This is a genomic window from Nocardiopsis exhalans, from assembly GCF_024134545.1.
GTDB classification, from domain to species: domain Bacteria; phylum Actinomycetota; class Actinomycetes; order Streptosporangiales; family Streptosporangiaceae; genus Nocardiopsis; species Nocardiopsis exhalans.
In genome coordinates this window covers 7,451,890-7,463,679 of record NZ_CP099837.1, presented here as the reverse complement: position 1 = coordinate 7,463,679, position 11,790 = coordinate 7,451,890, and the positions used below count along the sequence as shown (strand labels likewise).

At 68.2% G+C, this 11,790-nt stretch carries 12 protein-coding genes; 4 read left to right on the top strand and 8 right to left on the bottom strand.

Annotation, left to right across the window (positions count from 1 at the left end):
• Window positions 1-108 precede the first annotated feature (108 nt).
• The 5 genes from NE857_RS33435 to NE857_RS33415 form a co-directional block, all read right to left on the bottom strand.
• Entirely contained in the window at window positions 109-834 is a 726-nt protein-coding gene (locus NE857_RS33435) for an anti-sigma factor (RefSeq protein WP_254422174.1), read from the bottom strand.
• A gap of 8 nt (window positions 835-842) precedes the next feature.
• Window positions 843-1,436 (bottom strand): sigma-70 family RNA polymerase sigma factor, encoded by a 594-nt coding sequence (locus tag NE857_RS33430; protein ID WP_254419203.1) that lies wholly within the window; start codon window positions 1,434-1,436, stop codon window positions 843-845.
• A 104-nt stretch (window positions 1,437-1,540) separates the two neighbouring features.
• Window positions 1,541-2,194, bottom strand: coding sequence for a fasciclin domain-containing protein (locus NE857_RS33425; protein WP_254422173.1), 654 nt, complete (start codon window positions 2,192-2,194; stop codon window positions 1,541-1,543).
• Window positions 2,195-2,306: 112 nt separating this feature from the next.
• Window positions 2,307-3,962 carry a molybdopterin-dependent oxidoreductase gene (locus NE857_RS33420; RefSeq protein ID WP_425572013.1) on the bottom strand — a complete coding sequence of 552 codons (1,656 nt, stop codon included), beginning with the start codon at window positions 3,960-3,962 and terminating at the stop codon, window positions 2,307-2,309.
• A gap of 95 nt (window positions 3,963-4,057) precedes the next feature.
• Window positions 4,058-4,708 carry a fasciclin domain-containing protein gene (locus tag NE857_RS33415; protein WP_254419202.1) on the bottom strand — a complete coding sequence of 217 codons (651 nt, stop codon included), beginning with the start codon at window positions 4,706-4,708 and terminating at the stop codon, window positions 4,058-4,060.
• A 463-nt stretch (window positions 4,709-5,171) separates the two neighbouring features.
• Here NE857_RS33415 and NE857_RS33410 point away from each other — a divergent pair, with 463 nt between their 5' ends.
• The 3 genes from NE857_RS33410 to NE857_RS33400 all read left to right on the top strand — a co-directional run bounded on the left by NE857_RS33410 (window position 5,172) and on the right by NE857_RS33400 (window position 8,504).
• Window positions 5,172-6,764 carry an OmpA family protein gene (locus NE857_RS33410; protein ID WP_254419201.1) on the top strand — a complete coding sequence of 531 codons (1,593 nt, stop codon included), beginning with the start codon at window positions 5,172-5,174 and terminating at the stop codon, window positions 6,762-6,764.
• 119 nt (window positions 6,765-6,883) lie between these two features.
• On the top strand, window positions 6,884-7,960 hold the full coding sequence (locus NE857_RS33405) for an AAA family ATPase (protein ID WP_254419200.1): 1,077 nt from the start codon (window positions 6,884-6,886) through the stop codon (window positions 7,958-7,960).
• A gap of 4 nt (window positions 7,961-7,964) precedes the next feature.
• A complete protein-coding gene (locus NE857_RS33400; protein WP_254419199.1) occupies window positions 7,965-8,504 on the top strand; it encodes a cysteine--tRNA ligase in 540 nt (179 codons plus the stop codon).
• Window positions 8,505-8,864: 360 nt separating this feature from the next.
• Here the strand turns inward: NE857_RS33400 and NE857_RS33395 are convergent, their stop codons facing one another.
• The 3 genes from NE857_RS33395 to NE857_RS33385 form a co-directional block, all read right to left on the bottom strand.
• Entirely contained in the window at window positions 8,865-9,353 is a 489-nt protein-coding gene (locus tag NE857_RS33395; RefSeq protein ID WP_254419198.1) for a hypothetical protein, read from the bottom strand.
• Window positions 9,350-9,877 carry an ATP-binding protein gene (locus NE857_RS33390; protein WP_254419197.1) on the bottom strand — a complete coding sequence of 176 codons (528 nt, stop codon included), beginning with the start codon at window positions 9,875-9,877 and terminating at the stop codon, window positions 9,350-9,352. The genes NE857_RS33395 and NE857_RS33390 overlap by 4 nt, the downstream gene beginning before the upstream one ends.
• Window positions 9,878-9,998: 121 nt before the next feature.
• Window positions 9,999-10,511 carry a hypothetical protein gene (locus NE857_RS33385; protein ID WP_254419196.1) on the bottom strand — a complete coding sequence of 171 codons (513 nt, stop codon included), beginning with the start codon at window positions 10,509-10,511 and terminating at the stop codon, window positions 9,999-10,001.
• A 432-nt stretch (window positions 10,512-10,943) separates the two neighbouring features.
• On the opposite strand from NE857_RS33385, the gene NE857_RS33380 reads away from it, so the two are divergent.
• Window positions 10,944-11,786 (top strand): helix-turn-helix domain-containing protein, encoded by an 843-nt coding sequence (locus NE857_RS33380; protein WP_301184284.1) that lies wholly within the window; start codon window positions 10,944-10,946, stop codon window positions 11,784-11,786.
• Window positions 11,787-11,790: the final 4 nt, after the last annotated feature.

Here is an 11,790-nt window from a genome sequence, read left to right as displayed (position 1 = left end):
GGGCCCGTGCCGCCCGGACACGTCCGGACCGGGCCCCGCCGCACGCGGCGAGGCCCCGCCGGGTGACGGGGCCTCGCCGTGGGGACGGTGGGGATGGCGCGGGTCGGGTCAACCGGTGACCGGCATCGCCATCACGGGGTCGGAAGTGGGCTGGTCCGAACCGCCCTCGGGCTCGACGGTCACCGCCACACCCTCGGTGCCCTCGTCCGGGGCCGCGAGCACGGGCAGTACGAATCCGGCGTCGTCCACGGAGAGCACACCCGCCGAGTACACGCTGCCGTCGTGACGGGTCAGCCAGAGCTGGTAGTCCTCGTCGTGCAGGTCGTCCAGGCCGTGCGCGCTGAACACCAGGTTGCCCAGGCTCTCGGAGTGCACGACCGTCACGCTCACGCCCTCCATGGGCTCGGCGCTGGTGGAGACCGCGTCCGGTGCGGCGAGCACCGCGGCGATCTGCTGTTCGTTGGAGCGGAGCTCGTCCACCTGGCGGCCCTGGTTGAGCACGGTCGCACCCAGGGCGATGATCACGGCCACGCATGCGGCCAGGGCCAGGCCGAGGGTCCACGGCCAGAGTCGGTGGCGGGGTTCGGGGAGGCGTTCGGGGGCCGGGGCGAGCTGCCGGGTTCGGGCGACCTCCGCCAGCACCCGCTCCCGCAGTTCCTCGGGCGGGGTCTGCGCGGCGGCCGAGGCCAGCAGAGCGGAGGTCTCGGTGAAGCCCCGCACCTCCTGGACACAGGAGTCGCAGTCGGCCAGATGGTCCTCGAAGCGGACGCTCTCGCTCGGGGTGAGGGCGTTCAGCGCGTAGGCGCCGGTCAGTGTGTGCAGGTCCTGGCCCATCGTCCTTCTCACCACTCCACCCCCAAACAGTCTCTGAGCCTGATCAGTCCGTCGCGCATCCGCGTCTTGATGGTGCCCAGGGGCGCCGACAGCAGCTTGGCCACCTCACGGTAGGAGTAACCCCCGTAGAAGGCCAGGCGTACTGACTGCTCCTGGAGTTCGGTCAGTGTGTCCAGACATCGGCGCACGCGTTCCCGTTCGAGGCGGTTGGTGGCCTCCTCGGCCACCTCGTCGTAGGGCCGCTTGGTGTCCGCGGCGGCCGCCCGGGCCTCGCGGTCGCTGCTGGCCTGCTCCGAACGCACCCGGTCCACTGCTCTCCGGTGCGCCAGGGTCATCACCCAGGCCTGCGGGCTGCCCCGGCGGGAGTCGTAGCGGCAGGCGCTGCGCCACACCTCGACCAGGACCTCCTGGGCGACCTCCTCCGACTGCGCCGGGTCGCGCAGGATCCGGCGCACCAGCCCGTAGACGGAGGGGCTGATCAGGTCGTAGACCTGGCTGAAGGCCTGTTCGTCGCCGCGCGCGACCTGGTGCAGCAGCTCCTCCAGCCCCGGCGGGACGGCATCGTGGGCCGCGTCGTGCGGCACAGCCTCTGCCCTGTCCATCCGAACCCTTCTCGTTGGTCTTCGGGTGTGGGACCCGGACGGTCCGGCGTCAGCGCACGGACCGTCCGGGTGTACTTCGGGATACCTCGGAGGTCACCCTCTCATCAGGAAGGCATCAGCACCGTGTCGACAATGTAGACGGTGGCGTTGGAGGTCTGCACGTTGCCGCAGACCACCTGGGAGTCGTCGTTGACGGTGAACTCCTCGCCGGCGCCCTCGGTGGTGACCTCCTGACCCTGCAGCGAGGTGAACGTGCCGTCCTCGAGGTCCTCGGGAGCGTGACGGCCCTCGACCACGTGGTAGGTCAGCACCTCGGTGAGCTGCTCCTGGTCCTCCAGGAGGGCGTTCAGGTCCTCCTCGGGGATCTTGTCGAAGGCGTCGTTGGTGGGCGCGAAGACGGTGATGTCCTCGGCCGAGTTCAGCGTGTCGACCAGGTCGGCCTCGCCGACGGCGGTGACCAGTGTGGACAGCAGCGGGTTGTTGGACGCCGCGGTGGCGACCGGGTCCTGGGCCATGCCCTCGAAGCTGCCGTCACCGTCCTCGGGCACCTCGGCGCAGCCCGGGCCGAAGTTCTCGCCCGCGGTCGCCATGCCCTCCGTGCCCTCGTCGTTGTCCTCGTCCATGCCGTTCTCTTCGGTCTCCTCGGCGCTGCCGGTCTCGGTCTCGGTACCGGTGTCGTCCATGTCGCCACAGGCGGTCAGGCCGAAGGCGAGTGCGGCGGCCGCGGCACTGGCGGCGAGGGCGTTCTTACGGATCATGGCGTTCCTGCGCATCATCGTTCTCTCCTTGCGGTTCACTTTTATGTGTCTGTGTTATTGCTCTGTGTGATGGTCAGTGGGTGCGCGACCGAACTTCTTCGGCAGCCGCGCCTCAGGTCGCGGTGAAGCGGATGCGGTGCCAGCCGGTGGCGCCGTCGGGTACCGGTTCCACCCGTTCGAAAGGCTGGGTGAACCCCGTGGAATCGGTGGCCCGGACCTCGACCGCGTGGTTGCCTGGGTCGACGGTGGTCTCGCTGACCCACTGGACCCACGTGTCGATGCCGGGAACCTCGGCCAGCTCGGCCTCCCACCACTCGCCGTCGTCCACCCTGACCTCGACCGCGTCGATGCCGCGGTGCTGTGCCCACGCTATTCCGGCGAGCACGACCTCCCCGGACTCGACGCGCCCGAGCGGGGCGGGCACGTCGATGCGGGACATGGTCTTGACCGGCGCCCGCACCCCCCAGCCGCGCTGGGCCCAGTAGGCCTGTTCGTCGGCGAAGCGGGTGAGCTTGATGTCGGTGACCCACTTGGTGGCGCTGACGAACCCGTACAGGCCCGGCACCACCATCCGCGCGGGGTAGCCGTTGACGTGGGGGAGCGGTTCCCCGCCCATACCGACGGCGAGCAGGGAGTCGCGGCCGTCCATGACGACCTCGGTGGGGGTTCCGCACGTCCAGCCGTCGCTGGAGGTACTGAGGATCTGGTCGGCGCCCGAGTGCACACCCGCCTCCCGCAGCAGTTCGGCGAGGGGGAAACCGAGCCAGCGGGTGTTGCTGATCAGGTCCCCGCCGATCTGGTTGGACACGCACGCCAGGGTGATGTCGGCCTCGACCAGCTCACGGGAGAGAAGTTCGTCCATGTCGATCTCGAAGGGGCGGTCCACCAGGCCGTGCACGCGCAGCGTCCACTGGGTGGAGTCCAGCCGGGGGATGGTCAGCGCGGTGTCGATCCGGTAGAAGTCCGGGTTCGGGGTGGTGAAGGGCTCCAGACCGGGAACACCGAGGTCGGTCCCCGGGGGCAGGGCGGGAAGCGGCGCGGCCGGTGCGGGCAGGGCCAGCTCGGCCCGGGAACCCGCGCCGCCCGTCAGGGACGGCAGCCAGCGGCCGAGGGCACCGGCGGAACCGGACGCTGCGAGGACCCCTGCCGCGGTGAAAACGAAACCGCGCCTCCCCGGTCCCCGGTCCGGCCCCGGTGCGGGAACGGTGGGCGCGCTGTCCTGTGCGGACGGTCCTGTGGACGCGCTGCCTTCCGTGTCCGCCGGTGTCTCGGCCTCCCCTTTTCCTCCCCATGGTTCCAGGGTGTGGCGCGCGCTCCTCAGCAGAAGGGCGAGGGCCACGGCGCCCGCCCCCGCACCGACGACCACGGCCGCGGCCGCCCCCAGGTCGTCGGTGCGGCGGAGGGCCACGGCGGCGAGCCCGGCCGCCGCGAACAGCACCAGTCCCGCGTACCCCACCAGGGGGCGGCGCAGCGCCACGACACCCAGCACCGCCCCGGCCAGGACGAGGACGACCAGGACTCCGGTGATCAGCACGGCCTTGTCGGCCGTCCCGAAGATCTCGATCGCCCACTTCATGAGGAACGCGGGACTGTTGTCGACGAGCGCGTCGCCGACCGTGACCACCGGAGACGTCGCACGGAGGAGCCCGGCGGCGAGTTCGCCGAAACCGAGCGCCGCCCCGACCGCGAGCAGGCCGACACCCACCCCGACGGCTACCCGTCGTCTGTCGCGTGGCGGGGTCTGTTCCCCGCGTGTCTTGATGGTCACGTGGGGGATTCGGGGCCGACGGGGGAGCGGATTGGTGGATGGGGATCTTTTTCGATTTTTTCTCGGGCGGGCCCGGGCGGGGCTCGGGAAGGTGATCAGGACGGGATGAGCAGCATGCCCACCACGTGCACGGTGGCGTTGGCGGTCTCCACGTCCGCGCAGACCACGGGCGCGTAGCCGTCCACGGTGTACCGGCCGCCCGAGGCGGACGAGCGCACCTGACCGCCGTTGAGGGCGTCGAACACGCCCCCGTCCAGTTCCGCGGAGGGGACCTCGCCCGCGACCACGTGGTAGTTGAGCAGGTGGGCCAGACCGCCCGGGTCCTCCAGGAGGTCGTCCATCTCCCCGTCCGGGTACATGTCGAAGGCGTCGTCGACCGGGGCGAACACGGTCATGCCCTCGGCGGTGTCCATGCGGTCGCTGAGGCCGGACCGCTCCAGGGCGTCGGCCAGGTTGCCCAGGACCGGGCTGTCGGCGATGGCGGTGGCGAAGGGCTGGTCGGCCATCTCCTCGAAGCTGCCCGCCCCCTCCCCGGGGAAGTCCGAACAACCGGGGCCGAAGGGCTCAACCGAGCTTCCGTTCCCGGCCGCCCCCTCCTGCCCCGTTTCCCGTGGGGTGTCGTCGCCGGCGCCCTCGTTCCCGCCGCCACAGGCGCTCAGCGTGAGGAGGAGCGCCGCCGCGGTGGCGCCCGTGGCAGCCGCGGGGCCGGTGCCGCCGGTGCGGCGGCTGAGGCTGGTCCTGCTCATGCGTCACTCCTTGGGGTGATGTCCTTCCGTCACCGGAGCACGACGCTACGCGCTGGTAGCCGGTCGCGCGGCACCCGACTCACACATCTCCCGAACCCGCTCACTCGACCCGCACCTGGATACGGTGCCAGCCCTCGGCTCCGCCCGGGATGCTCTCCACCGGGATCGGCGGGCTCACCTCCACCACCGCGTCGGCGACCGTCACCACCGGCCCGGAGGCCCCGCTCAGTACCGCCGTGACCTCGGCTAAGGCCAGCGCAGCGGCGGCGGTGAGCAGCCCGATCAGGGGCCGACGGAGGCGTGGGGGAGGCGTTCAGACGCCATAACCGAAGAATCCCCCATAGGGGTCACCCCTGGCCAGGGCGGCTGACAGTGCTCTTAGGGGGGCTCTGTGGTCGGTTCGACCCCGCGAGTGCAGGAGGATATTGCCCGTAAGTCTCCTCAACGATCGGAGTTCCCCCACATGGCGCGGAAGACGCCCCTCACCGTGGTCGCGCTCATGGTCTCGGGCAGCCTCCTGCTCAGCGGCTGTACCCCCGTGTCCGACTGGTGGTCAGAGACCTTCGGCGACGCGTCCGGCCCGCCGGAGGTCAGGGAGGAGTTCCCCTACGTCCGAGAGGGTCGCATCTTCCAGGACACCGGCCAGGACGCCGAGATGCGCTTCTCCATCACCGGCCTGGAGCGCACCGACGACTACACGGTCATGCACTACGAGGTCACCTACCCAGGCGACTTCGAGGGTCCCAACCGGAACCTGAGCATGGCCCACACCCTGGTCGACCCGCTCACCGGCCGCGTGTACCGGCAGTTCCTCGACCAGGAAGGACTCAAGTACGGCTCCGAGAGCCCGAACGAGGACGGCCTGTACCCCGTGCACGACGGGGTCACCAACGAGTACACCCGCTACTTCCCGCGGATTCCGGACGAGGTCGCGCAGGTGACCTTCGTCGGCAGCGGCCTGGGCGCCATGACCGGCATCACGATCCAGGACGTGGACGAGGAGCGGGCGGACCCCGAGAGCCCCAACGGGCCGGACCACCTGAGTCTCGACAACCCGCCCGCCCGCGGGGAGAACCTCACCTTCGCCAACCGCCGCCCCAGCGATGACGCGCTGGCCGACGAGGGCTGGGTGCAGAGCTTCGTCGACTCCGAGGTGGCCTCCACCACCCGTGACGGCGACCGCGAGATCATCTCGCTGCACTCGGACGTGATGTTCGAGTTCGACCGCTCGGACCTGACCGACACCGCCGCGGACGTCGTGCGGCGCGCGGCCACCACGCTGGCCAACAACGTCGACCCCGACGACCCCACCATCACCGTCATCGGCCACACCGACGGCATCGGCGACGCCGCCTACAACGACAACCTGTCGGTGAAGCGGGCCGAGACCGTGCGCAACCTCCTCGCGGAGGAACTCGGCACGGACTACAAGCTGGAGGTCGAGGGTCGCGGCATGAGCGAGCCCATCGCCCGCGAGGGCGGCCCCGACGACGAGGAGGCGCGCGCCCGCAACCGCCGGGTGGAGTTCTCCTACGTCTTCAACCCCACGGTCGAGGCGACCGAGGACGAGGAGTACGACGACGACGGCCTGGGCGTGGCCCAGCGCAACGTCACCTGGCCCGCCCCCTACAGCGACGACCCGGGTTCGGTGGTCGCCGAGGGCGAGAAGGACGGCATCAAGCTGGAGATCTACCCGCTGCGCAGGGACGGCGCCTACGTCATCGGCACCGTGGCGATGACCAACACCACCGACGCGCCGCTCGCCCCCGAGCTGGGTGGTTCGGAGTCGGTCGCGGGCGGCCCGGAGCAGTTCAACAAGGGCACGCTCGGTGGCTTCCAGCTGTACGAGCCGGACAACGGCCTGGTCCGCTACGTGGCGCAGATGGACTTCGGTGACGGCCGCTACAGCAGCTTCGCCGAGGAGGTGCACATGATCCAGCCCGGTAACACCCACGAGCTGGTCGCGGTGTTCCCGGCCCCGCCCGTGGACGTCAAGGAGCTGACCCTGCGCGCTGGCCCCTTCGGCGAGTTCGAGGAGATCCCGGTCGACTACTGACCGGCCCGGGTTCCCGTGGTTGAACGGAAGGCCGCCGACAGCGAGCGCTGTCGGCGGCCTTCCGTCGTGTGTCGCGACCTGAGCTCTCGCCCGGTGTCGGTACGTCTAGGGTGAGAGCCATGGCACGCTACCCGCTCACCCGACTTGAGGCTGACGGCTTCGGTCCGCTCGACGATGTCGACATTCAGCTCAGCCCGAGGCTGAACGTCATCACCGGGGACAACGCCACGGGAAAGTCACAGCTGCTCAAGCTTTTGTACGCGGGTACCCGGAGCCTGTACGACGCGTCAGCGCCGACCAAGAGTGTGCTCTCTTCGCATATCGCCAATGCCCTCGTCGGTGTGTTCCGCCCTGATCAGCTCGGACGTCTTGCCCGTCGAGTCCGGGGGCGAGGCCGGGCTTCGGTCAGGATGAAGTACAAGGGAATCGGTGAACCTCTGGACTTCAACTTCGCCTCGAACGCTCAAAGAGACGTGAAGATCCACTCGGCTCCGCAAACCCAGCTCGACGACACCCCGGTCTTCTTTCCCTCCCGTGAGCTTCTCTCCCTGTACCCGGGCTTGGTCTCGTTGTTCGAGACAAGAGAGGTTGAATTCGACGAGACGTGGCGTGATACCGCTTCGCTGTTGGGGCGTCCCGCACTGCTGGGCCCGAGGGGCAAGGACGCCAACAAGCTCCTGACCCCTCTCCTGAACGAGATCGAGGGGACCGTCCTGGAGGAGAACGGGCGCTTCTACGTTCGACTTCCCAGCGGAACGGCGGGGACGGGCAAGATCGAAGCGCATCTGGTGTCCGAGGGATTCCGGAAGCTGGCGATGATCATCAGACTCGTCTCCAACGGAGTGCTCCTGGAGGGCGGTTACCTGTTCTGGGATGAGCCTGAGGCGAATCTCAACCCGAAGACGCAACGAGCGGTAGCCAGAGCCATCATCGACCTCGCCCGAAGCGGCACCCAGGTGTTCGTCGCTACTCACAGCGTGTTTCTCCTACGGGAATTCGAACTGATCCTCGAGGAGGAGTCGACGACCAGTCCCATCGAGCCCCGGTACATCGGGCTCTACCGGGAGCCGCAGGCGGAAGGAGACTCCCTTTCGCGGGGCGTCCGTGCCGAATCCGCGACGGACCCTGCTGACCTGAGCACCATCGCCGCCCTGGAAGCTGAGTCCGCTCAGAGCCTGCGGTATTTGGGAGTCTGACCCGGTGCCAGTCGAATGCGAGGTTGACGATTCGTTTTTCGTTTTCCCCGATGGCTGGGAACTGGAGAAGTTGGACGAGTGGGTCGAGCAGAAGAGAGTCACACAGGCCCCCTTCCACTCCAAGGGCTGCGACCTCGTGGCGATGAGGGACGGGACCCTCTGGCTGATCGAAGCGAAGGACTACACCTATCCGGGGGCGAGAGTTCCCGCTGATCTGGCCGACCAGGTCGGGCTCAAGGTCTTCCACTCACTGGCGGTTCTACACACGGTCGCGCGCTGGGGCGAAGGAGAACGCCAGAAGTCCAGCTTGAGGGCGCTGGCTTGCAAGACAGCTCATGTCTGCTTGGCGGTGGAGCTGCCTGACGGAGGTCGAAGGCTGATGGGAGTCGGGAGACCACTCGCTGACCTGAGGATGAAACTCAAACGAGTCACGCGAAAACTGAACGTGCATCGTCCTGTTGTCAGCAACTCTCATCAGTTGAACGACGTCCCATGGGAGATCCGGAGAAATCCCGAGCTGCGAAGCAAGCACACTGATCGCTGACATCGGTGTCTACCTGCTGGTGGACCGCGACGACGACAGCGTGACGGTCCACGGCGAGCCCGGGGGGCGGCTGGTACCGCGACATCGCCAAGCTCGGCTACGGCCACACCGTCGAGATCCCTTGAGTCGGGGCCAGCCTGAACACCGACGGGCTCAAGCGCTACGGGCGCTAGAACACCCGAACGAGGGCCGCCGACAGCAAGCACTGTCGGCGGCCCTTCGTGCTGAGACTAGGGCGGTGACGTAGAAGTCACCGGACCGGCTATGCAGTGCGATGCGGGATGAGCGGGTAGTGCCCCGCGCCCGCCGAATCCACCGGGGCCGTGGTGTCAGCGGGCGCGGTGTTGTGGGTGTTATTGGTCAGAGCGGCGGGAACCCGGTCTGGAAGATTGTCCTGCTGAGCGCCTCGGCGGTGGTCTGGGCCAGGAGCAGCGTCGTGCTGATGGCTGCGGCGGGCCAGCCCCACCAGCGGCGCGGGGCACGGTGGCGGCCCCGGGTAGGGGTCGCGGGGGCGTCGTCGGTCAGGGCGGCGAAGGCTTCTTCGAACCGCCTGGCTTCGCGTTCTTCCTGTTCGCGTCGTTGGCGGTCGACCTCGAACCAGTGCGGGGTCGGGCCGTGCTGGAGCATGTGGGCCACCCGGGGGTTGCCTTCCATCTGCCGCAGCAGCCGTGCCTGGCGCTCGGAGTGGGTTTCCGGTGTGGTGAAGTACGGGCCCGAGGAGTGGCGGTGTTGTCGGGGTTGGGGCGGGGCGGCCAGCGGGCGGTTGGCGCCAGGGCGGGAGAAGCGGTGGCCCCGGGGTGCGGACAGCCTCTGACGGACCCCGGAGCTCACCTGCTGCGAGCCGGTCACCGGGTGGCCTCGCCGGTGGTGGTGTTGGGGAGGGTGAACTCGGCCCAGGTCACGGTGCCCAGGCCTTCGCAGAAGGGGAAGTCCAGCACCGGGCGGGTACCCCACCGGGTGGCGAGGTGGCCGATCAGCAGCAGACCCCGGCCGCGCTCGGCCTCGGCCCACTCCTCCACCGACCGATCCGGGGTCTCCGGAGTCTGGAACTCGGCGCGGTCGGTGCGCTGGCCGTCGTCCACGACCGCGACCTGAATGCTGCCCGCGGTGGGCATGTAGAGCGTGCGGACCACCCGGCCCTCGACATCCTGCCCCGAACGCGAGTGCGCGCAGGCGTTGGCGAACATCTCACTGGCGCAGAGCACGATGTTCTCGTTGGTCTCGGCGGGGAGTCCGGCCAGGCGGTGCAGGTCGGCGGCCAGGTCCGCGCGCACCCAGCGGGTCTGAGTCAGATCGCCTGGGTAGAGGCGGGAGGACCAGCGGCGTCCGGCGTAAGAGGGTGTGGGGGCGTGGATGTTTGACACAATGGCCATGTCGGCAACTCTTCTCTTCGATATGACTGGTTGTCGGCCTGCTCTGGGGGTGTTGTCGCACCTGCCAGAGCTTTTCTTTTGAGTACTGCTGATGGACCGGTGCCACAGCGGGCACGCAGGTCTAGGTGCCAGTCGGGTTGGTCCCCTGGATGCGGTGCCCGAGCAGTCGGAGGAGTTCGCGACGGGTGGGTGCGGTGATGCGCTCCCAGCGGTCGCCCTCGCCCGTCCAGTCGAAGGGGCGCCGGGCCACGTAGATCTCGTGGGGCGGTTGGCCTTCGATGGTCAGGTTCCACTGTTTGTAGAGCAGTGGACACAGGACGTGCTCCGGGATCGGCAACTCCGCCACGGTCAGGCTCGTCTGCGAGGCCACCGTCAGACTCACCCCGTCACCCCCGACCGCCCTGCCCGCGCGGGGCGAGTCGGGGTACTCGAAGATGGCCTGGTCGACCATCAGGGTGGCTAGCTCGGCGTCGGCCTCCTCTTGGGCGATCCGCAGTGCTTCCCGGATTAGGGGGAGTCGGTTGCGCAGAGTGTGGGAGTGCCACTCGGCCAGCTGGGAGGAGGTCAGGTGCGCGGGCGGCTGGAGGGCTTCGTCGATGACGGTGAACAGGTCCCGGGTGTAGATGTCGTGCATCAGACCGCCACCCCCAGCCGCCGCAACCCAGCGAGCACAGCCTGGAGCACGTCCAAGGGTGCGGTATCCAACGGCCGCCGAGGCGCCGGGATCAGCGGAGGTCGAGCCGGGCGGGAGGACCGCACCTCGGTGTGGATGCGGGGGTTTGCAGCGTAGCTCCGGACGCGCCCGGCCCGGCGGGGGCGACGGCGGCGCAGGATCTCGGTAGCGCGGTAGCGCACATAAGCCAGCTCAGACAGGTTCAAGCAACGCGTCATAGCGCGGCTCCTGATGTTCGGTTGCCGCTGGATGGGCGGCGAAAAATGGATGCAAGACCATCCTGAGTACTTCAGACTGAAGTGTCAAGAGGAGACTTTCAGACTGAGCGAAATGTCTAGTTCGGGTCTCCGTCATATGATCGGCACGCCATCCGCCCACCACACAGGGAATGACATGAGGGAGTCACCGACAGTCCGCAAGCGCCGTCTTGTTCGCGAGCTACGTCGCATGCGCACGGCTGCCGGGCTGTCCATCGAGGAAGCCCGCAAACAGATGGGATGGACATCAGGTCGCCTGAATCACATGGAGGCAGGCCGCTCTCGCCCTGATTCGAGCGCGCTCAAGGACCTGATGAACACCTACGGCATCAGCGATACCGCGAAGCGCGAGGCGATCCTGGAGCTGGGGCGACAGTCGAAAAAGCGTGGATGGTGGACGAAGTTCGACGATGTGCTGTCCGACGACTTCATCGGTTTCGAGGCCGAGGCAGCTGAGATCAGCACCTTCCAGCCCATCGTCATGCCTGGCCTGCTTCAGACCCCTGAATACGCAGCGCTCTCCGCGCGAGCCTCCCTCGCTCGTACGGAAGAAGAGATCGAGCGCATCGTGACCGCCAGGGTTCTCAGGCAGAAGATCCTGCAACGTGATGATGCCCCTGAGCTGCACACGATCGTCACAGAAGAGGCCCTCATCCGGCTGTGGCGCAGTGACCGGGAACTAGCTCGACATCAGATCAGGCACCTGATCGACACGGCCGAGGCTCTGAACACGGTGACCGTCCAGGTGCACCCCCAGTCAGCGGGGATCTTCGCCGCCACCAGCGGCGCATTCACGATTCTTGATTACGCCGATGAACTGGATCAGCCCCTCGTTTACGTTGACACCACTGAGACCGGTATCTACATGGAGGAAGAGGCACAGGTCACGGCGTACAAGAAGGTATTCGAGCACGTCAGCATGGACGCCCTGTCCAAAGCGGCATCCGTAGAGCTGATGAAGCAGATCATCACGAGCTAGAGGC